The following is a 21,989-nucleotide window of genomic DNA, read 5'->3' as shown; positions in this document are numbered from 1 at the left end:
ACGGAATCAGGAAAGGAGGCTTTGATGATAGGAATATTGGTTGTGGCTTTTTCAGCTCTTCTAGGAGGACTCGTCCAGGCGGTAACAGGCTTTGGAGGTGCGATCATCATCATGATCTTTCTTCCCCTTATCCTGTCCATGAATGCGGCCCCGGCTTTAAGTGATGTGATTACCATGATCCTGTCCTTTTCTATGTTCTGGCGGTACCGGAAGTCGGTAAGGATAAAGCCGATTCTCCTTCCAGCGGGGATCTATCTGGCGGCCAGTACCATAGTCATTCACTGGTCCGCCTATTTTGATGCCGGTAAGCGAAAAGGGATTTTTGGCCTGTTTCTCATAGGGCTGGCTGTTTACTTTTTCTTTTTTTCGGGGAAAGCCAGAGTAAAGCCGTCGCTGTTAATAGGGGCAGCCTGCGGGCTGACGGCCGGCATATGCGGCGGTTTTTTTGGGATCAGCGGTCCGCCTATGAGCCTTTATTATCTGGCTGTCCTGGATTCGAAAGAGGAGTATCTGGGCACAATAAATGCATTTTTTTCCATTACTGTGGTTTTTAACATCATCGCCAGGATTTCCAACGGATTCCTGACCGAGGATCTGGTTCCCTATATGGCTATTGGGATTATAGCGATATTGGCAGGAAGTGCCTGGGGCAGCAAGCTGGTGGCGCGGATTGACCGAAAGACTATGAGCATGTGCGTGTATGGACTCATGGCAATCGCCGGAATCGTTGCACTGCTGTAGAAATTTAAAAAAAGAATAGGGGGATATTGACAAAGTAAATAAAATATGGTACATACGTATTATACACACGAGTTGATATTGAACAATATTGTGCAATATTTTTACGTATTGGAGGGAAATGATGAAAACAAAACTAAATATTGGGTTTGTTACTACCTATTCCGGCAGGTGGCCCAAGGAGGTTCCGGAACAGAGAAACCGGGAATATGGGGACTGGATGGCTGATCATCTGCCGATGGCCCGGATCGTGAGGGCTTCCATTCTGGGCAGCAGCCGTGAGGCGGTAGAACAGGTGACAAGAGAATTTAAGGAACAGGCTGTAGATGTGATCGTTCTGGTCTATGGCGCATTTACAGGAGATGACGTGGCTTCTTATCTGGCGGAGATGGTAAGAGTGCCTCTGATCTTATGGGCGCCCTATGAAATACCTTTTGAAAAGGATGACAGGCTTTATTCCAATGCACTTTGTTCCATGACAATGAATGCGGCTGCCATCAGAAAGCTTGGGGCAGCCTATCATACCGTTTACGGAAGCCTGGAGGATGAAAGGACGTTAGAAAGGGTGAAAAACCTGACTCTGGCCTATGGCGTGGTCAAGGCCTTACGGCATACCAACTTAGGACTTTTTGGTTACCGTCCCACAGCTTTTTACAACTGCAGCTTTGATGAAAGCCTGATCCGCAGGACCTTTGGTGTAAAGATCGAAGAAACTGATTTAAAGGTGGTATTTGACCGGATGGCAGAGCTTTCCGGGGATGAATGGAAGGCTGACATGGAAAAGATGTCCTCTGAATATGACACGACGCAGCTTCCTGATGGACATTTGGAGAACCATTCCAGACTTTATCTGGCTCTAAAAGAGGTTATGAGAGAGCAGAAGTATGATTTTGCCACGATCAAATGCTGGCCTGAAATGGGAAATCTTCATACAACGCCCTGCGCAGTCCTCGGACGCCTGGCTGATGAAGGAATTAACATCGGCTGTGAAGGGGATGTGGATGCAGAGCTGGCCCAGATGACGGAATACTATCTTACGGGGAAACCAAGCTTTATTACAGACTTAATCAACATTGATGAAAAGGAAAACGTGATCACTTTCTGGCACTGCGGAAATCCTGCTCCATCCTTGTGCAATAAGGATTATCAGGTTCAGCTGAGAAACCATCCTCTTGCCGGCCAGGGCACCGCTTTTTATGGGGCTTTAAAACCTGGGAAAGTGACCATTGCAAGATTCTGCAACTTAGACGGAGGCTACAAGCTGTTCCTTATGAGAGGAGAAGCACTGCCCATGGACCGGTATACAAAGGGAGCCATGGCTAACGTAAGAGTTATACGCCCTGTGAGGGAAGTGATAGAAGGGATCATAGCAGAGGGAATTCCTCACCACTACAGCATCGTATGGGAGGATGCGGCAGAAGCTATGAAGCAGGTATGCGGGCTGCTTGGGATTCCGGTTATTGAGATGTAGCCTGGAAATAACCGTTGACACCATTTGGACCAGACGGGTATAATAAAAAATATACATACGAGTTTATGGTGAGGAGACAGGATTATGAGTCAGAATGGCGAACGGGTGACAAGGTATGATGTGGCGAAGGCTGCAGGGGTCAGCGAAACTATCGTATCCTATGTAGTCAATAACAATCGCTATGTGGCAAAGGAAAAGAGGCAGAGGGTGGAGGAGGCCATTGCAGCCCTTCATTACAGGCCTAATAATGTTGCACGGGCTTTGAAGGGAAAGCGCAGCAACCAGCTTCTCTTTATTGCGGATCAGATCACCAACGAATATTTCAGCCGGATCGTCAGTGAGATGGATAAATACGCCTATGAGGCCGGATTCCTGATTTCTCTGTGCGCCAACCGGAATACGCCGGAGTTTGTTTCCCAGGTGATCAGCCGGCAGTATGACGGCATTATCATCAGCTCCATCAGTTTTCCCATGGAATATGTGGAGTCCTTTGGCAAGGCGGGAATACCAGTTCTGCTGTTTGAACACAGAACCCATGGTGTGCTTCCTGAGAATGTGGCGACCCTCGCTTCCGGCCTGTATCCTGGAGCCAGGACGGCGGTCAGCCATCTGGTCGGCAGTGGTAGGAAGCATATCATATACATTGACCGCATCAGCAAAAAGGGAAATGTAAGCGGACCTACGGACCTGCGTCTTAGCGGATACCTTGACGAGATGAGAGAGAACGGGCTTTATGCCGGTGAAGATACGGTCATTGCAGGCTGTCATTCGGAAGAGGAACTGGCAGAGGAAGTTGTTAAATATTTAAAGGATCATAAGGAAACAGACGGAATCGTGGGGCGGAATGATATGGTGGCCTGCATCGCCATGTACGCAGCTGCCGGCTGGGGGAAGCGAATACCTCAGGATATGGGCGTGGTAGGGTTTGACAATTCCAGCATCAGCATGTTTTGCTATCCCAGGCTTACGACCCTGGAAATGCAGCGGGAGGCTATAAGCAGGACAGCCATTGATATGATGGTCCAGATGATCGGCGGAAGGCATCCGGAGAACGCAAAATTTGAAACAAAGCTGATTGTAAGAGAAAGCACATAATGGTTTTATTCAGGAGGAAAAACACAGGTTTTTCCGGATGATATACACACGAGTGTATAAGGATAAGGGGATTATATCGTCCTGAAAAATCTGGTTTTAATAAAACAAACGGAATCTTAAAGAAAGAGAGGGTATTTTATGAAAAAAAGAAGATTAGCAGCGCTGGCACTTGCAGGTCTTATGGCACTCACAACCGGCTGTTCCGGTGGGGGAAAGACTGGGACGGGTACGACCGGAGGGGAGCCGAAGACAGAGGCGGAGGCAAAGACAGAGACAGAGGCGAAAGCCCAGGATTCAGGAAGCACGGAACCTATTACCTTAAAGATTGCCAATTATGCGGTACTGGAAAAGGGGTATGATGAGTTTTGGAAAAGCACGAAGGAAGGCTTTGAGGCCAAGTATCCCAATGTAACGATTGAATGGGTCACCGCTCCATACGGGGAAATCTTAAACCAGGTCATCAACATGGCAGGAGGCGGAGACCGGGTGGACTGTGTTTTCAGCGAGATGATCTGGCTTCCTGCCTTAGTAGATGCTGGCCTTGCAGCTCCTATGAAGGATGTCCTGGATGAAGATTTTTTAAAGGATTACTATCCCAATATTCTGGAGGCCCATAAGGTTGACGGAGAAGTTTACGGAGCGCCGCTTTACGTATCTCCTTCCCTTTTGTTCTACAACAAGAACCTGTTTGAAAAGGCAGGACTTGATCCGAACAAGCCTCCAAAGACTTATGAAGAAATGCTTTCCATGGCGGAAAAGCTGTCAGGGCTTACTACGGATGACGGAAATAAGGTGTATGCATTCGGTCAGCCCACTGCATCGGTTATTGTGATCGGGTCTTCTATTCAGGCCTTTGCTGCAAACTTTGGAGGGTATGTATTAGACGAAGACGGGAAGCTGAATGTGGAAAATGAAGGCTTAAAGGATTCTCTTACTATGTTAAAGCTTCTTGATGAAAAGGGCTATAATCCACAGAATGCCAAGCCAAAGGACTTAAGAAATTTATTTGCCCTGGGGCAGCTTGCTATGTATTATGACAATTCTTGGGGCTTTAACGGAGCCAAATCCATCAACCCGGATGTGGTAAACTTTGCAGCAGCAGCAGAGCCCTTAAAGGGCGGAAACGGGGATGGGGCTTCCACTCTCCAGTCTCATTGCTTTGTTGCGGTTGACAATGGACCGGAGCGCGTGGAGGCGGTAAAAAACTTTATCCAGTATGTAGTTACACCGGAGGTTTTAAATGATTACATTGCAAATATTGCCCCAGCCCTTCCAGCAAAAGATGATATGAAGGACATGGAAGCCGTAAAAAACAGTCCGATTTTAAACGGCGCAGGAAATTCCGTGGAGAAGGCGGAGCCGGTGCTGATGTTCCCGTCCTTATCTGAGTTTAATTTAGAGCTTTGTGCATTGGCTCAGGCGGTAACGGTTGGAGGGGAAGACGTGGACACTGCTCTTAAGAATTTCCAGAGTACGGTGCAGCCCCTGCTTCCATAAGGTGCAGACAGAGATTTAACCTCATCAAGTAACGAAGCGGATTACGAATATCCGATTGCGAATATCCGATCAACGAAAAGGAGAGAAGATGGCAGGAAAGAAACCTAATATTGTATTTATTTTAACAGATGACCAGGGAATCTGGTCCCTGGGCTGTTATGGAAATCACGAGATCAGGACTCCCAATTTAGATCGTCTGGCACAAAGCGGTGTCCGCTTTCAGAACTTTTTCTGTACGTCCCCGGTCTGTTCTCCTGCCAGGGCTTCTCTCCTGACAGGAAGGATCCCGTCCCAGCACGGCATCCATGATTATTTAAGCGGCGGCAACGGAGGCTGCGGACAGGAAGCTATTGAATATCTGAGAGATTACCGGGGGTATACGGATATTCTGGCGGAAAACGGATATACCTGCGGATTAAGCGGGAAATGGCATTTAGGGGACGGTAGGAAGTCTCAGAAGGGATTTTCTTACTGGTACTCTCATCAAAAGGGCGGGGGACCATATTATAACGCTCCCATGTTCCGGGAGGGAGAGCCTGTAAATGAAAAAGGGTACATAACAGATGTGATTACGGATGAGGCCCTGGTCTTTATTGACAAGACAAAAAACAGGGAAAATCCTTTTTATCTAAGTGTTCACTATACGGCTCCCCATTCCCCATGGGTCAACTGCCATCCGGAAGAATACATGAAGCTTTATAAGGATTGTCTCTTTGAAAGCTGCCCTCAGCCTCCTCCCCATCCATGGGCAAAGACAGAGGTGTTAGATGGATATAAAAATTCCAGAGAATGCCTGACAGGATATTTTGCAGCGGTGACCGCCATGGATCATAATGTTGGACGGATCATGATAAAGCTTGAAGAGGAAGGGCTGGCAGAAGATACCCTGATCATCTTTTCCAGCGATAATGGCTTTAACTGCGGCCACCACGGAATATGGGGAAAAGGAAACGGTACATTTCCTCTGAACTTTTACGATTCTTCTGTCAAAGTCCCGTTCCTCGTAAGCCATAAAAACCATATTCCGGAAAACCGGGTCTGCGATGCTATGTGCAGCGGCTATGATTTCATGCCCACTCTTCTGGAGTACTTAGGACTTAAGAATGAGGAAGCGGATAATCTGCCGGGAAAAAGCTTTTTATCCAGCCTCATGGGGACAGAAGGGGAAAAGGCGAATCCGGTGGTAGTATTCGATGAATACGGCCCTGCACGGATGATTCGGGATAAGCGATATAAGCTGATCCACCGGTATCCATACGGCCCTGATGAATTCTATGATTTAGAGCCGGATCCGGGAGAGACATACAACAGGATTCAGGATGAAGGATATAAGGAAGTGATCGGCCGGATGAAAAAACAGATGGAGCTTTGGTTCCTTCAGTATGCTGATCCGAGAGTTGACGGTTCAAGGGAGCCGGTCATGGGCGGGGGACAAAGCTTTTTGGCCGGAGTATTGGGACCTGGAATCAATGTTTACGGAGAGAATAAATAGAAAGTGGGGAAAGAACCTTGAAGGAGAAGGCAATTAAGAGGTCGTATTTTAAGGCTCAGACAGGAGATCGGGTATTCGCATTTGCATTGCTGCTTCCGGCAATTATTACAACCGTAGCGTTTATATTGATTCCGGTGGCGGATTCCATATACAGAAGTTTTTTCGATTATAAGGTAAAGAATATCATCTCGGGTAAACCGGGAATATGGAATGATTTTGCTAATTATATAAAGCTTTTTTCCAATGGAAAGCTGCTTCCTTCCATAACAAATACCCTGGTATTTGTGTTCGGAGTGGTTACTGTACAGTTTATTCTGGGAATGGCCCTGGCCCTGATTCTAAACAGCAACATAAGGTTTTCCCGGTTTATAAGAAGCATTATGATGGTCCCCTGGGTGGTGCCGACCCTGATTTCAGGACTTATATGGCTATGGCTGTTCCAGCCTCAGTATGGTCTGGTTAAATATTTCGTGGGTATATTGACCGGAGGCAGGGTGATGGAATTCGCCATTTTAAATAATCCGGCTACGGCCATGTTTGGCGTTTCTACAGCTGCTTTGTGGAAACAGATTCCTCTTGCGGCTCTGCTCCTTTTAGCGGGCCTTGCCAATGTGCCTGAGGACATTTTAGAGGCTGCAAAAATTGACGGGGCTAATGGGGTTCAAAGATTTTTTAACATTGTTCTGCCTTATATGAAGAGCGTGATCAAGGTCACGGTTTCCATGTCCATTATTGAGAACTTCAAGCAGTTTCCTTTATTCTGGACTATGACAGGAGGCGGACCAAACAACTCTACAACTACCATGGCCATTTTAAGCTACCGGGAAGCTTTTGTATCCAATAATTTTGGCTCCGGTGCAGCTGTTACTACGGTATGGATGCTTTTGATGATTGTGGTCGTATTTGTTTATAACCGCATGTTTCAAGCGGATGATATGTAAGGAGGAGGCTGAATATGAAACGAAACCGTACCTTAAACACCATTCTGAAGTATGTGGTTTTAGGCCTCATCCTTTTGTTTTTACTGTTCCCTCTGTTATGGGTCCTGATCACATCCTTTAAAACCAATATGGAGGCATACAAGTTTCCGCCTACCTTTCTGATCAGGAACCCTACGGTTCAGAGTTACATCAATCTGTTCACCGTTGATAATGATTTCTTTACCTATTATAAAAACAACTTTATTGTGGCGGGAAGCGCTGCGCTCATCACCACCTTTATGGCGGTCATTTCCGGCTATGCGCTGTCCCGGTTCCATTTTAAATGGAATAATTGGATTGTGGCTGCATTCACTTCCGCACAGATGTTTCCTGTGGTCAGCCGTTTGATTTCCCTTTATAAGATCCTTGGGGATGTAAAACTGATTAATACGCACCCAGGGCTGATCCTGGCGGTTACGGCAGGTATGCTCCCGTTCACCATTATGCTCATGTCCAGCTTCTATGACGGGATTCCAAAGGAGTTAGAGGAAGCGGCCAGAGTGGATGGAGCGGGCAGATTCGGAACGCTTTTTAAGGTTGTGGTACCTCTTGTAAAGCCGGGAATGCTGGCAGTGGGAATTTATGCATTCCTGCTTTCCTGGGATGATTATCTGCATGCATCAACCCTGATCCAGACAGATGCCTTACGGACTCTGTCGGCAGGCGTTGCACTCCGCTATTTGGGCGAGCTTTCCTATGACTGGTCCCTGATCAACACCATATCCATTGTGGGTACCATCCCAATGGTGGTGATATTTTTCTTCTTCCAGAAATATATGGTCAAGGGTCTGGTAGCGGGTGCAGTAAAAGGATAAAAAAGGAGAAAAAACCATGCTTGTAACAAACAAAGAGAATTTAATGAAGGCAGCAAAGTCAGGGTATGCCATCCCGGCTCTCAATACACAGGGAGGAAATTATGATATCATCTGGGCTGCCTGCCGGGCGGCGGAGGAAATGAGGTCTCCTGTCATCCTTGCCCATTACGTATCCACAGGGGCCTATTCCGGCCACGACTGGTTTGTAGAAGTCTGCAAGTGGTGCGCGGACAAGGTTTCTGTACCGGTATCCATTCATCTGGATCATGGCGGGGATTTTGATATCTGCATGGAGGCGCTGAAGCTGGGCTTTACTTCCTTAATGATCGACGGCTCGGAAAAGCCAGTTAAGGAAAATGCAGCTATGACCAACGAGGTTTTAAAGGTAGCCAGGTGCTTTGGAGTGCCGGTGGAGGCCGAAATCGGCGAGCTTTTGCGCCTTGATAACCTGGGTGAAGTGATGGAAAATAAGAATATTGTGAATCCTGAAGAAGTAAAGACATTTTTAGAGCTGTGCCGGCCTGATTCCCTGGCCATCGGTATCGGTAATGCCCACGGATATTATAAGGGTGAGCCGGACATCCATCTGGAGGTTTTAGAAGCAGTGAGAAAGTATACGGATATCCCCCTGGTTCTACATGGCTGCACCGGAATGAAAGAAGATATCATCAGAGAGGCCATTAAGCTGGGAGTGGCGAAAATTAATTTCGGCACGGAAATCCGCTATCAATACGTAAACCACTATGAGGAAGGTTTAAAGAATATGGATCATCAGGGGCATTCCTGGAAGCTGTCCCAGTATGCCAATAACAGGCTGACAGAGGATATTAAGGATATTATCCGCCTGGCAGGGTCAGAAGGGAAAGCCTGATTCCCTTTAGTATAAAAGAACAGTATGAGAGGAGTCTTGACATGGAAAAGAAAAACAGCCAGTTAACTTACAGCGAGGTATATAAACAGCCTGAGTCCTTTGAGGCGGTCAATAAGTCTTTGGAGAATATTTACAGAGTCCTGGATCAGGCGTTTGCAGAGGAATTTGATGAACTGATCTTTACCGGCTGCGGCACCAGCTTTTATCTGGCTCAGGCCGCCGCCCATGCTTTTTCTGCTTACAATTGCCTTCCGGCTAAGGCCATGTGCTGTTCCGAGCTTTACTACTTCCCGGAGGCATTTGTGAAAAACAGAAGGGTTCTGGTTCTTCCCATTACCAGGAAAAGCTATACCACTGAGGTCCGTATGGCGATTGACAAGGTGAGAAGCTTTCCTGGGGTAAAAACCCTGGCTATCACTTGTGATAAGGACAGCGCAGCCTATAATGATTATATGATCCTGTCTCCGGATACTGCCGAGGACAGCGTGATCATGACCCGATCCTTTACCAGCATGGTTTATTTATCAGTGATCATGGCCATGTATGTGGGAGGGAAGAAGGAGGAAATAGCTGCAATGGCAGACTATGGGAACCGCGCAAGGGATGTCCTTGGGAAAATGGATGCCCTGGCAAAGAAAATCATCGGTGAAAATGAACATTTAAACCTGTTCATCACACTGGGGCAGGGCATTTACTATGGGGTTGCCAATGAGTGCATGAACAAGATAAAGGAAATGGGAATCTCGAATTCAGAGGCATATTACAGCCTGGAGTACCGCCATGGTCCCATGAGCCTGGTAGATGAGAATACCCTGGTTCTACTCTTGAGCCATTCGAAAACCGTAGAAGAGGATGGGAAACTCTTGGCCCAGATGAAAGGATATGGTGCGGTAACGGCGGCAATCGGAAATACCGCTTCTGTGGATATGAAAGAGGCGGACTATTGCCTGGATCTGCCCTATGGGTACAATGACATGCAGAATGCGGCGTTAATAGGATTTATCGGACAGTTTATCGGTTATTACATTGCTGAGAAAAAGGGCATTGACGCGGACCAGCCAAGACATTTGTCCCAGGCGATTGTGATACAGTGATTTTTGATATTTTCAGAGAGATACAAAAATCCATAAAAGGGCTGCCCACTGCTGATTTATCAGGCAGCGGGCAGCCCTTCTCATGAAAACCTATTCTTCCTTTATCAGTTGTTCCAGGAGACTTTTAGCCATGAGTATATCCCTTTTTTGCTCTTCGCCGGATATTTCCCGTTCTATGGTAATATCTCCGGCATATCCTATTTCTTTCAGCTTTGCCACAAAGGCTGGGTAATTCACTTTCCCTTCTCCAAGAGGAACCTCTTCACCAAGCATATGACCGTCCGTAGGATATTTTCCATCCTTTCCGTGTATTCCCATCACGTATTCCCCGAATACTTCCAGGGCGTCTACCGGGTTGGCTTTGCCGTACATGATTAAATTGGCAGGATCCAGGTTGATTCCCACATTGCCTTTTCCTGTTTCCTTTTCGATATCCTGTATGGCTCTTTTTAGTGTTACCGGGGTTTCCTGGCCTGTCTCAAAAAGAAAATTCTGCTGATTCTTTTTACACTGATTTACCAGCGTTTTTAAGCATGTCAGGACGCCCTGGTAATTGGGATCATAGGGATTTTCGGGCATGTAGCCCACATGGGTTGCCACATCCCGTACATGGATCATGGCTGCAAAATCAATCCCTTTTTCCAGCATCTTCATTCTCTCAAAACGGAATGCCTCAGGCACAAGACCCAGGGTAAGCTGACCGTCGTAAAAATCCCATACTCTCGGGCCTTCCCATCCGCACCAGAAGGCAGTAATATCCACTTTGTGACGGTTTACTGCGGCAATTACCTTATCTGCAGTGTTCTCATTCATCAATTTCTGGTCCCAGCACACCAGCTGACAGCTTTCCATACCCATAGAGCGCAGCTCCGCAAATTTACCATCCACGTCCGTATCCTGAAATAGTTCAACCATAACTCCGATTCTCATAGGATATACCTCTCTTTCTTTTTATCAGCCCTTGACCGCTCCGGCCGTAATGCCTCCCACAATATGCTTCTGCATAAAAACAAAGAAGATCAGGCTTGGGGCCATGGACATCACAATTCCCGGAAGGGCGTGTTCCCAGTCCGCCGACTGGGCGGAAAACTGCATGTAAAGCGCATTCTGGATGTTCATTGCCCGGGCATTCCCTCCGACGATCAGCTGGTTGGTAATGATATCATTCCATGTAGCAAGAGTGTCCAGAACCACAACGGTTGTCAGAATGGGCTTTAGCAGCGGGAGAACAATGGTGAAATAGGTCCTCACCTTGGAAGCACCGTCAATACAGGCGCATTCCTCCAGCTCAATGGGAACATTTTTTACAAACCCATGAATCATATAGACTGCCAAGGGCATACACAGCCCTGTACTTACCAGGATATATCCGATCTTATTCCCTGTCATGCCAAGACTTGCCACCAGCCTGGTCAAAGTGATCATGTAGGACTGGAAGGGCACCATCATTGGCATGATAATGAGTGCAAAGCACACCGCAGACAATCTGCCCTTTGTCCTTGCCAGCTTATAGGCAGCCATAGGAGCCAGCAGTGCGATCACACATACCGTGCATGCCGTATACAGCAGGGTATTGCTGATGAGCATCGGAAACCGGAATTTTGTCCATGTTTCCATGTACATATTCAGACTCCAGCTCTCAGGCAGGGCCAGGAACTTTTGAAGCATGTCGTTATAAGGTTTAAAAGAATTAATAAATATCAGAAGCAGAGGCATCAGCCAGAACACAGAACAGATAAACACAATAACGGAAAGCATGCTGATTTTTTTTATTTTTTTCATTACGCCTCTATCTCCTTACCTTTAGTTACCTTAAGCTGTACTGCAGTGATCATAAGCACGAAAACCACAAATACCAGTGATTTTGCGGTAGCCATTCCGTAACGGTTGTTGAAAAATGCTTCCTTATAGATGTTGTAAGCCACGGAAATGGTGGAATTGGCCGGTCCGCCTTTGGTAAACACCATGATGACATCAAACAGTTTAAATGAGAATGTCAGGGAGGTAAGCATACAGATGGATACTGCAGGCATGATCAAGGGGAGGGTCACCCTTCTTAACACCTGGAATTTGTTGGCTCCGTCTATTTTGGCGGCTTCGATCAGTTCCTTTGGTACGGAAATGATTCCGGCAATATAATTCACCATATAAAATCCCAGATTCTGCCACACGGTCATGATCACGACTACGAAAAATGCCAGTTTCGACGAACCCAGCCAGCTCCAGTGAAACACCTCCCAGCCGGTTGCCTGATACAAAGCCTCAAACCCAGGGCCAAGAATGAATTTCCAGATCAGACTGATGGCCGTCAGGCTTATGATATAAGGTATGTAATAAAATGCCCGCCCCACGCTTGAACTTTTCTTTTCCTCCGCCATGACCAGGGCGACTGTCAGGGATATCATGTTTACCGCCACTACAAAAAACACCGAGAACTTTAGTGTAAATGTAGCGCTTTTCCAAAATAGCGCATCGTCTGAGAATATATTAACAAAGTTCTGAAGTCCCACGAATTTCATATCCTTGCTGATCCCATTCCAGTCAAAGACCGAGTAGTACAGGTTCATCAGAAACGGTACGTCTGTAGAAAACAGTACAAACGCCACCGCTGGAAATACAAACAATGCGAATATCAATAAATCTTTTGCTTTTCCTTTGTTTTTCACTTTTATGCCTCCTGGGTTTCCGTTTCCGTCAGGCTCCGGTTTCTCAAACTGAGGGTTAGTTTTTCTGGATCTGCCATCCCTTCTGGAACTCCTCTGTCACCTGCTGTGCTGTCATATCGCCTATCATATACGCCTGCATTGCAGGCCCAACGATATCAGAATACCCCGTAGGCGCAATGGTGTGGATCCAGCCGTTTGTCTTTCCATTTTCTACGTATGCTGACGCATCATTGGCAAGAGCGCCCTTAACTTCCATGGTTGTCTTAGCGCCCGGAACGCCTCCTACGCCATTGCACATCCATTTCTGACCTTCCTCCGATGTGAGGATATACTCCAGATATTCCTTTGCCAGATCCAAATGCTTGGAATCCTTATTCACGATATAGGTCCAGTTACAGGAAGACAGCAGTGTGGCATCTTCAGGATTATCACTTACCGGGCAGGGAAGGAATGCAAGGCGGGCATCAGGATTAAAGGAATCCAGGGTTGACTGGCACCAGTCGCCCATATGGATCATGGCTGCTTCTCCATTTGCCAGCATGTTTTCGCTTGTTTCCCAGTCGACTTCTAGCGGCTTATCAGGACCGTATTTTACAGCCAGATCCAGGAGACGGAAGAGATTCTGGAAATTCTTCATATCCTTAAAGGCAAGATCGCCGCTGTTTAATTTATCCGCGACTCCCTTTGCATCCAGGGACTTATCCATCATAAAATGGGTGGAAAGGTGATGGAGGACCCATGTTTCCTTTGCGGCCAAAGCAAAAGGTGTGATCCCGGCTGCAGACAGTTTTTCACAGGCTGCCTCAAGCTCATCCATGGTATCCGGAAGTTCTGTGATCCCGGCTTTTTCAAACAGCTCAATGTTATAGATCAGGCCTAAATTTTCATAGGTCCAGGGCAGTGACATGATGTTACCGTCCCCGTCTTTTCCCGTTTCCAGGGCTGCTTCCTTGAATTTCCCTAATACTTCCTTGTCCTCTGACCAGTTATAAGCATATTCATAATATTTCTGGGCTGCCGTACCTGATTCCACATCAAATACATCCGGGATATCTCCTGAATTTACGCGGGACTGAAGCAGTGTACTGCTGTCGTTTGCAGCGTGCTGTACTTCGATTTTAACGCCAGGATGGGCTTCTTCAAATTTTTTAGCCATCTCTGCATATTCTTCAAGGCCGTATGCATGTGCGTCAAATACCTTTAAGGTGATTTCTTCTGCAGGCTTCGCCTGATCCTTTGAGACACTTTCGCTGCATGCTGTAAGGACGGGAATAGCCAATGCCGTTGTCATCAGGATAGCCAATGCTCTCTTCATCATAATTTTTCCTCCTAAAATATGAAAATTTTAATTGTTACCTTTTATTTACATACTCCTTTGCCTGCTTCCATTCCCTGATCGCCTGGCGTACAGACTGGATGCCTTCCTCCAGAGGGGCGACTTCAACAGGTTTCCCTTCCTGGAGACATTGGATGAAATATTTTATTTCCGTATAATAAGGCCCCAGATTGGATATGTTGATTCCGGCAGAGTCATCGTTTACGTCATACTCCCTGTGTAGCTTCGGATGCTCGATTCTGCCGTCATTTTTATAAATGGTCAGTGGTGTATCCTCCCGTCCTTTAAATACAACGCTTGCTTCCTCAAAGCATGCATGGAAGCTGGCCTCAAAAGGAAGAGCGGAGCTTATGTCCCATATTCCTTCTGTTATGGCAAATACCTTGCCGAATTCATAGGCGGTAAAGATCTGATTGATCATGCCGCTGGAAAAGGCAGTGGCCCTTACGTCAAAGGAATCTGGTTCTCCCAGCATATACCGGAGGAAATCCAAGTCATGTACATGTAGGTCCAGCACAACGGAACCGCTTTTTCCCTCTTCGTGGAACCAGTCCTCATAACCCCAGGCGGCATCTCCGCTGACTCTCTGCATGGTGATGGATTTCAGCACTCCAAACCTGCCGGTATCGTAGCACTCTTTTAAGTACCGGTATTCATCAAAGGATCTCACTACCTGCCCCACCATTACCTGTACCCCATTCCTTTTCTGGGCTTCCATCAGCTTTTCGCCCTCTTCCTCTGTCAGGCATACAGGCTTCTCTATAAATACATTCATTCCCTTATCCATAGCTGCCAGAGCATGCTCCGTATGGAGGTAGCTGGGGAGGCAGATATGGACGCTGTCCAGGGTTTCCGTTTCCAACAGCTCCATGCCAGTTTTATACAGTCTTGCATTGGGCCATTGTATTGCGGCCTTTTCCAGAAATTCCGGCCTGCAGTCTGCCAGGGCCGTCACTTCTACATTCATTTTTGTTGACAACGCCTTTAACGATAGGTTATGAGTCGTGCCCATTCCTCCGCATCCGATCAGTCCTACTTTCATTTCATCATCCTCTTTCATTAGTTTGTACAGTGACCTTACTAATATAATTTAAAATTAAAAGCCTTTGGGATCAAATTGTTGAATTTTGGCTTTTAGTATCTAGGGATTATATTAATTTGTTGAAATTACAATAGCATTTAGCGACAAATATGTCAATATAATTTTTTGATTCATATAAAATAAATGTAATTAGTGATATTTATTTGCAAAATTAGTTCATTATTTTATGAAATATTCATATATAATAATTATTGGTAATATCAAGTTACAATTTATTTATACTAATTTTTATATTTGTCATAGATAAATCCTCTTTTTATATAGGGTTTTTCAGGAATGAGGCTTTTCTCCGTATTTTTCCTGGGATTATTGCAACTATCTATAATTTGTGATATCTTATTTGATAAGGTTACTTTACTAAATAAGTGTTAAGGAGGTGGGGGAACAGCTTCTAATGCAGCAGATCATGAAAAGGGGAAAGGTGTTGCAGTTGTGTTATGCGCCTATAATTCAGAATAGGGCTCTGCCCAAGGAGGAGCTAAACTGCTGTATACGTGGTTTTTCAGAACTTTATGGGGACAGAGGCAGTTCGATCAGTAATTTATCATAACAAGCAAAGGACAGGCAGGAAATTATGAAACTTGTAAACCAGCAGTTAATTAAAAATACAAATCTAAAGCAATTGTACAATTCCATTTACCGAAATCCAGGGATCTCAAGAGCGCAGCTCTCCAAAGATTCTCACTTAAGTAAGACTGCAGTTTCCTCCCTGGTGGATGAATTGATTGCGCGCAAATTTGTATACGATTCCGGCGCCAGTGATAGTACGAATGTGGGCCGAAAGCCTAACAGTCTGCTGCTTCGTGCGGAACAGTATTATGTGGCTGTTTTCTTACTGGAGGAGAAGAGACTGAATGCGGCTCTGGTGGACATTACCGGCACCTCTTCCTTTTGTGAACAGGTGGATGTTCCTTCCCTTGACAGCTACATTCTTCTATGCCAGGAATATATCCATCAGACTGTGCTGCAGCAGATAGACAGGGAACAGTTCCTGGGGATTTGCGTGGTAGTTCCTGCCATGATAGATCCTGACAAGCGGGAGATATTCGCAACAACACTGAACCTTCCGGAAAAAGATTTTGTAGGTCAGCTCCAGCGTGCATTCTCCGGTTTTCCGGTGGCTCTTTTAAATGATACGGCCTGCTTTGCTTATGCGGAAAAGGTTTACACTCAGATTACGGAAAAGGATTTCGCTTTTATTAACTTTGGGAAAGGGATCGGCGCCACCTTATTCATTCACAATGAGATGCTGGGCCGTGCTTCTGCTTCCTACACCCAGTTCGGTCATTATTCCATTGACCCTAAGGGAGAGCTTTGCTCTTGCGGGAACCGGGGCTGCCTGGAGTTAATGATCGGGGAAGCGTCCTTAAAAGACCGTATTTCTAAAGCCGGGGGAAGTCCGGCTTTCAGGAGATCATCGGCCGTTACCTATGGGGATCTTGGCCAGGCCAGTGTATATGGAGATATGGTTTCCTGCAAAGTAGTGCGGGATATTGCTGATGAATTTTCCATGGCTTTGTGCAATCTGATCTGTATGGTGCATCCAAAGCTGATTATTATCGGAGGTAAGGGAAAAGATCTTGGGCCTTTATTTCTCCAGGAGATCCAGGAATGTCTGAGCACCATGGGATTTCGCCGCATGGTGAACTCCGTCAGCGTCAGGTACAGCCTTCTGGATTCCAGCGCCCTTTATAATGGCGCAATGAAATATTTCTTTGATATCCATTACAATTTTACTCAGGATATGGCCGGAAGCTTTTTTATCGGCTGATGGAGTTTTCCGGCTATGTTGTTTTCTTATGAAACGGAGGTACGCCAATGGAAAAATTAAGAGCAGCAATTATGGGCTGCGGAAGAATCTCTTCCTGTTATGAAGATGCCTTTCGCAGACTTTCGGATTATGTAGAGTTAGTATGTGCCATCGATATTGACGAAGATAAGGCAAAAGCTTTTGGGGAAAAATTCAACTGCCATTACTGTACGGATCTGGAGTCCGCACTGCAATACCGGATTGATGTAATACATCTGTGCCTTCCCCATTATCTGCACCCGGTCATGGCTGTAAAAGCCATGGAGGCAGGAATCCATGTGCTTACAGAAAAGCCCATTGCTATTTCCCTGCAGGACGCTGACCGGATGATGGAGGTAGAGAAGCTTACGGGGAAAAAGCTGGGCGTCATTTTCCAGACCAGATACACAAAAAGTGTGGAGAAGTTAAAGCAGTTGATTTGTGAAGGATATTTTGGAAAAATTTTATCTGCCCGGTCTTATCTCACATGGAACCGTCCTGCCTCTTATTACGAGGGATGCGACTGGAAAGGAACCTGGGATAAGGAGGGAGGAGGCGTCCTGATTGACCAGGCCATCCACAGCATGGACCGTGTCCGCTACATGCTGGGCAGTGACATTGAATGGATTGAAGGAAGCGTTCACAACCACTGTCATGAAATGGTGCATGTGGAGGATGCCGCAGAAGCGGCCATAAGTTTTAAAAACGGCTGTATCTACAGCCTTTATGCCTGCAATTCCTATGCTTCCGACGCACCCATAACCATAGAATTCCAGGGGGAAAAGGGACGCTGCGGCCTGATACAGGATATGGGCTTTTATGAGACAGAAGGATGCTATACGGAAATAAGAAATACCTATGAGACTACAAACGTCGGACCGGATTACTGGGGAAGCAGCCACCATCTTCAGATCAGGGATTTTTATGAATCGATTCTGTATGACAAACCCGTAGTTGTAGACGGACCGGAAGGCAGGAAGACTTTGGAGATGGTTAAGGGAATCTATTTATCTTCTTTGGAAAAAAGGCGTATTTATCTGCCGTTTGAGGACGTGCATTATAAGGATTTAAATACGCAAAAAGGGTAAAATACATACTTTCTTTTGCTTTACTCTGCAGATAATTCAGTGCCCGTTTTGGGATCATGATTATGTATCAGCTGGAATATACACCTATGCAGCCTGCGCCCCGTCCATCATAATGCAGTGGGTTATTTTTATATAGATAAATTTATATAGATAAATATCGTAATTTTACTAAAATTATGCTGGAAACTGTCGATATAAACTATAGGTATAAAAACAAATTAAGGGGTGCAGCTCATATGGAAATACGGGGTAAGCAAGAAAGACAGAATTCAATTGCTCTTAGCAAAAGGCTGGCAATCGGATTCGGCATAGTGAACGTTATAACAGTTTTAATATCTTTGATAAGCCTTTTCACCATTTACAGATTACATTCTTCAAATAGTGTGTCAACAGGATTTTTTGCTCTTTCTTCGGCCGCAATACTTCTGCTAGCCATTCTATCAGCTGTTGCAAGTATCATAATATGCAGGATCTTAAACAGAAGCATTGTGCGCCCTCTTAGAATTCTCAACAATATTGCACGGCAGCTGTCTATAGGAGATGCAAGCGCAAACGTGCGGGTCCTCACAAAGGACGAAGTGGGAGAATTGATGGAATCCTTTAAGGCAATGGTGGAAAACACCAGGAGACAGGCTCAGACAGCCGAAGCAATAGCCCGCGGAGATCTGACTGTCGATGTGAAGGTTAATTCGGAAAAGGATGTCCTCGGCATTGCGTTAAGCAGCATCGTAGAGAAAAACAACTGCATTCTGTCTCAAATATGCGACACGTCGGGGCAGGTTTTATGTGGAGCCGGACAAATATCGGAAGCAAGCATACGTCTGTCGGAAGGGGCGGGCCATCAGGCAGGATCCCTTCAGGAACTGGCTGCTGCTGTTACGGAGGTAAAAGACCGGATCGGCTTAAGTACAGATCATGCGGCCATGGCTATGTCCTGTGCAAATGACGTCAGACACGGAGCTGTGGATGGCAACAGGCACATGGAGGATATGCTGAAAGCAATGGATGAGATCAACCTGTCCTCGTCAAATATCTCAAAGGTAATTAAGGCGATCGAGGATATTGCTTTCCAGACAAACTTACTGTCATTAAACGCTTCGGTAGAGGCCGCGAGGGCGGGCCAGTACGGAAAAGGTTTTGCGGTTGTGGCAGATGAGGTGCGGAGTCTTGCGGCCCGTTCGGCAAAAGCCGCAAAGGAAACCGCGGACATGATAGAAAACTCCATTCAGAGGGCCGAGCATGGAATGAAGATCGCAAAGACCACTGCAGATGCTTTTAATAAAATTGTGGGTGGGATAGAGCAGGTCGCCGGATTGGCGGAAAAAATTGCCGGTGCCTCGTCAGAGCAAGCTTCCGGTATTGCCCGTATAAACGATGAAATCAGCCAGGTATCCAATGCGGTGCAGGTGAATTCTGCAGCGTCTGAGGAAAGCACTGCCGCAACGGCTGAGTTGTACAGACAGGCAGAAGCGCTGAAGGAGATGGTACAGACCTTCAAGCTGAAAAAACCCTGTTAAAGAGAACTAGGTAGTAACTCTGACATTATCTACATAGAAAAGGGAGGTTGTTCATTCGCGATTACTTGTGATTGAACAACCCCCCTTTTATTTATTTTATCCGGTCAGCCTACAGAAGAATGATGTTATGCTTACTGCATTCTTCCCGCATTTCCTTTGGCCAGATGCTGGCCTGAACTTCTCCCACATGAGCCCTGTCCAGAAGAAGCATGCAGAGACGGGACTGTCCGATACCGCCTCCGATGGTATAAGGCAGTTCTCCGTTTAAAAGCATTTTATGGTAAGGCAGGCTTTTCCGGTCTTCACAGCCAGCCTTTTCCAACTGACTTGCCAGGGATTTTTCATCCACCCGGATGCCCATGCTTGAGATTTCCAGGGCGCAGTTTAAATTCTCAAACCAGAACAGAATGTCCCCGTTTAACTGCCAGTCATCATAGTCAGGTGCTCTTCCGTCATGGGGCTTTCCGCTCCCAAGCTTGTCCCCGATCTTCATAAGAAAGACGCATCCGTATTCCTTTGTGATTAAGTTTTCCCGTTCCTTTGGGGTTTTGTCCGGATAACGGTCTTCCAGCTCCTGGGAAGTGATAAAGGTGATATCCTCTGGCAGATGCTTCACGGCATGGGGGTATTTGTACCAGACCTCATGCTGCATGTGCTTGATGATCTTAAAGATGGTTCGGACGGTTTCCTTTAAGGTTTCCTCATTCCGCTCCTCTCTGGTAATAACTTTTTCCCAGTCCCATTGGTCTACATAACAGGAGTGGAGGTTGTCTAAGTCCTCGTCTCTCCGGATGGCGTTCATATTGGTATAAAGGCCTTCGCCGGGCAGAAAACCGTATTCATGAAGGGCCATGCGCTTCCATTTGGCAAGGGAGTGAACGACTTCAACGGTTTCATCCGGAATACCGGCGATATCAAACCGTACCGGGCGCTCCACTCCGTTTAAGTCATCGTTTAATCCGCTGCTGCGCTCTACAAACAGGGGGGCTGAGATTCGTTCCAGATTCATTTCCTTACCAAGCTCTTTTTGAAACGTATCTCTAATGTATTTGATGGCCTCCTGAGTCTCCCGTACAGAGAGTTTGGGGTCATAATTTTCCGGTATGATGATTTCCATGTGGTATTCCTCCCAAATAAAATGTTTTTATTATGGTATCATTAATATGACAATCGTGCAACCATTGTTTTATCTTGAGTAACAGAATGGAAAGCTTTGGCAGGCAGCAAAAAAGTTGCATGGATAATGGGCCTGTGATATGATAAATGCAAGTTAAAAGAAAAGAGCAGAGTAATATGAAGACAGAACGAATTATAATAGAAGATAAAGAACAACCGGAGGAAGAACTGTTAAAGAAGCCTGCGGAAATATTAAGAAAAGGCGGACTGGTGGCGTTTCCAACGGAAACCGTATACGGTCTGGGAGCCAATGCCTTGAACGAAGAGGCAGCTGGGAAAATATATGCGGCAAAGGGCAGGCCCTCGGATAACCCGCTGATCGCTCATATAGCAGATTTTGATGATCTGCCTCCCCTGGTATCTGTCATACCCGAAGCAGGAAGACGGCTGATGGAAGCATTTTGGCCGGGCCCTTTGACCCTGATTTTCCCGAAAAGCGAACTGGTTCCCTATGGGACTACCGGTGGACTTGATACGGTGGCAGTTCGCATGCCTGCTGATCCGGTAGCCAATGCTCTCATTCGTCTGGCCGGAGTGCCGGTGGCAGCGCCCAGCGCCAATACCTCGGGACGGCCAAGCCCCACTACGGCTGATCATGTATGGCAGGATATGAATGGAAAGATTGATATGATCGTAGACGGAGGGGCCGTAGGGATCGGAGTGGAATCCACGATTATCGATGTATCAGGGGACGAACCCGTCATTTTAAGGCCGGGAGCCATTACACAGGAAATGGCTTTTTCTGTTCTTGGACAAGAGGTCCCTCTTGATCCTGCCATTGTCTCCGGGCCTATGAAAGCGGATGTGCGGCCAAAGGCCCCTGGAATGAAATATAAGCATTATGCGCCAAAAGCAGAATTAACTCTGGTAGAAGGCGAAACTGAGAATGTCATACAAACCATAAACCGGCTGGCAGAGGAAAAGCTTTCCAAAGGGTTTCGAGTGGGGATTATCTGTACCGAAGAAACGAAAGGGAGATATCCGGAGGGAATGGTACGTAGTATGGGATTACGTGCCAGGGAGGAGACCATTGCCCATAACCTTTACGGAGTACTGAGGGAATTTGATGATCTGGAAGCGGATTTTATTTTTTCTGAAAGCTTCTCCAGAGATCATTTGGGTCAGGCTATTATGAACCGGTTGACCAAGGCGGCCGGATACCATATTTTAAATGCAGGCTGTAAAGCAGACAGTGTACATGATTATCCCTGTACACCCGATGAAGCGGGGTGGGCCCTGCCCATAAAGCATGGGCAAGAAGG

18 protein-coding genes and 1 pseudogene are annotated in these 21,989 nt (G+C 46.4%); 13 read left to right on the top strand and 6 right to left on the bottom strand.

Features of this window, described 5'->3' with window-relative positions; translation table 11 throughout:
- The first annotated feature begins 24 nt into the window (after window positions 1–24).
- The 9 genes from H171_RS17490 (at window position 25) to H171_RS17450 (ending at window position 10,053) form a co-directional block, all read left to right on the top strand.
- Window positions 25–741, top strand: coding sequence for a sulfite exporter TauE/SafE family protein (locus H171_RS17490; RefSeq protein ID WP_100306275.1), 717 nt, complete (start codon window positions 25–27; stop codon window positions 739–741).
- Window positions 742–862: 121 nt separating this feature from the next.
- Entirely contained in the window at window positions 863–2,209 is a 1,347-nt protein-coding gene (locus H171_RS17485; protein WP_100306274.1) for an L-fucose/L-arabinose isomerase family protein, read from the top strand.
- Window positions 2,210–2,293: 84 nt separating this feature from the next.
- Window positions 2,294–3,304: a LacI family DNA-binding transcriptional regulator gene (locus H171_RS17480; protein ID WP_100306273.1), complete on the top strand. Its 1,011-nt coding sequence runs from the start codon at window positions 2,294–2,296 to the stop codon at window positions 3,302–3,304.
- Between the two features lie 138 nt (window positions 3,305–3,442).
- Complete coding sequence (locus H171_RS17475; RefSeq protein WP_100306272.1) at window positions 3,443–4,801, top strand: ABC transporter substrate-binding protein; 1,359 nt, start codon at window positions 3,443–3,445, stop codon at window positions 4,799–4,801.
- An 88-nt stretch (window positions 4,802–4,889) separates the two neighbouring features.
- Entirely contained in the window at window positions 4,890–6,293 is a 1,404-nt protein-coding gene (locus H171_RS17470) for a sulfatase-like hydrolase/transferase (protein ID WP_100306271.1), read from the top strand.
- A gap of 17 nt (window positions 6,294–6,310) precedes the next feature.
- A complete protein-coding gene (locus tag H171_RS17465; RefSeq protein ID WP_242976983.1) occupies window positions 6,311–7,234 on the top strand; it encodes a carbohydrate ABC transporter permease in 924 nt (307 codons plus the stop codon).
- A 14-nt stretch (window positions 7,235–7,248) separates the two neighbouring features.
- Window positions 7,249–8,088, top strand: a complete 840-nt coding sequence (locus H171_RS17460) for a carbohydrate ABC transporter permease (RefSeq protein WP_100306269.1) — start codon at window positions 7,249–7,251, stop codon at window positions 8,086–8,088.
- 16 nt (window positions 8,089–8,104) lie between these two features.
- The gene (locus H171_RS17455; protein WP_100306268.1) at window positions 8,105–8,959 is read left to right on the top strand and encodes a class II fructose-bisphosphate aldolase; all 855 of its coding nucleotides are present in this window, start codon (window positions 8,105–8,107) and stop codon (window positions 8,957–8,959) included.
- 41 nt (window positions 8,960–9,000) lie between these two features.
- Window positions 9,001–10,053, top strand: a complete 1,053-nt coding sequence (locus H171_RS17450) for an SIS domain-containing protein (RefSeq protein ID WP_100306267.1) — start codon at window positions 9,001–9,003, stop codon at window positions 10,051–10,053.
- Between the two features lie 90 nt (window positions 10,054–10,143).
- Here H171_RS17450 and H171_RS17445 read toward each other — a convergent pair whose 3' ends face one another.
- The 5 genes from H171_RS17445 to H171_RS17425 are packed head-to-tail and all read right to left on the bottom strand — an operon-like array spanning window position 10,144 to window position 15,097.
- Window positions 10,144–10,983: a sugar phosphate isomerase/epimerase family protein gene (locus H171_RS17445; protein WP_100306266.1), complete on the bottom strand. Its 840-nt coding sequence runs from the start codon at window positions 10,981–10,983 to the stop codon at window positions 10,144–10,146.
- Between the two features lie 24 nt (window positions 10,984–11,007).
- Window positions 11,008–11,835 (bottom strand): carbohydrate ABC transporter permease, encoded by an 828-nt coding sequence (locus H171_RS17440; protein WP_100306265.1) that lies wholly within the window; start codon window positions 11,833–11,835, stop codon window positions 11,008–11,010.
- Complete coding sequence (locus H171_RS17435) at window positions 11,835–12,719, bottom strand: carbohydrate ABC transporter permease (RefSeq protein ID WP_100306264.1); 885 nt, start codon at window positions 12,717–12,719, stop codon at window positions 11,835–11,837. The genes H171_RS17440 and H171_RS17435 overlap by 1 nt, the downstream gene beginning before the upstream one ends.
- Window positions 12,720–12,774: 55 nt before the next feature.
- A complete protein-coding gene (locus H171_RS17430) occupies window positions 12,775–14,037 on the bottom strand; it encodes an ABC transporter substrate-binding protein (protein WP_100306263.1) in 1,263 nt (420 codons plus the stop codon).
- A 34-nt stretch (window positions 14,038–14,071) separates the two neighbouring features.
- Window positions 14,072–15,097: a Gfo/Idh/MocA family protein gene (locus H171_RS17425; RefSeq protein WP_100306262.1), complete on the bottom strand. Its 1,026-nt coding sequence runs from the start codon at window positions 15,095–15,097 to the stop codon at window positions 14,072–14,074.
- A 634-nt stretch (window positions 15,098–15,731) separates the two neighbouring features.
- Between H171_RS17425 and H171_RS17420 the strand changes: the two genes are divergently transcribed.
- The 3 genes from H171_RS17420 to H171_RS17410 all read left to right on the top strand — a co-directional run bounded on the left by H171_RS17420 (window position 15,732) and on the right by H171_RS17410 (window position 19,551).
- Window positions 15,732–16,928, top strand: a complete 1,197-nt coding sequence (locus tag H171_RS17420; protein WP_100306261.1) for an ROK family transcriptional regulator — start codon at window positions 15,732–15,734, stop codon at window positions 16,926–16,928.
- Between the two features lie 47 nt (window positions 16,929–16,975).
- Entirely contained in the window at window positions 16,976–18,034 is a 1,059-nt protein-coding gene (locus tag H171_RS17415; protein WP_100306260.1) for a Gfo/Idh/MocA family protein, read from the top strand.
- A gap of 176 nt (window positions 18,035–18,210) precedes the next feature.
- A complete protein-coding gene (locus tag H171_RS17410) occupies window positions 18,211–19,551 on the top strand; it encodes a methyl-accepting chemotaxis protein (RefSeq protein WP_100306259.1) in 1,341 nt (446 codons plus the stop codon).
- A 109-nt stretch (window positions 19,552–19,660) separates the two neighbouring features.
- On the opposite strand, the gene asnA is transcribed toward H171_RS17410, so the two are convergent.
- Entirely contained in the window at window positions 19,661–20,668 is a 1,008-nt protein-coding gene (gene asnA / locus H171_RS17405; RefSeq protein ID WP_100306258.1) for an aspartate--ammonia ligase, read from the bottom strand.
- 176 nt (window positions 20,669–20,844) lie between these two features.
- Here asnA and H171_RS24915 point away from each other — a divergent pair.
- Window positions 20,845–21,897: pseudogene (locus H171_RS24915) on the top strand (L-threonylcarbamoyladenylate synthase); the annotation flags it as partial.
- Window positions 21,898–21,989: the final 92 nt, after the last annotated feature.

It is taken from the genome of [Clostridium] celerecrescens 18A, from assembly GCF_002797975.1.
GTDB lineage: Bacteria > Bacillota > Clostridia > Lachnospirales > Lachnospiraceae > Lacrimispora > Lacrimispora celerecrescens.
This window is presented reverse-complemented; position numbering and strand designations above follow the sequence as displayed.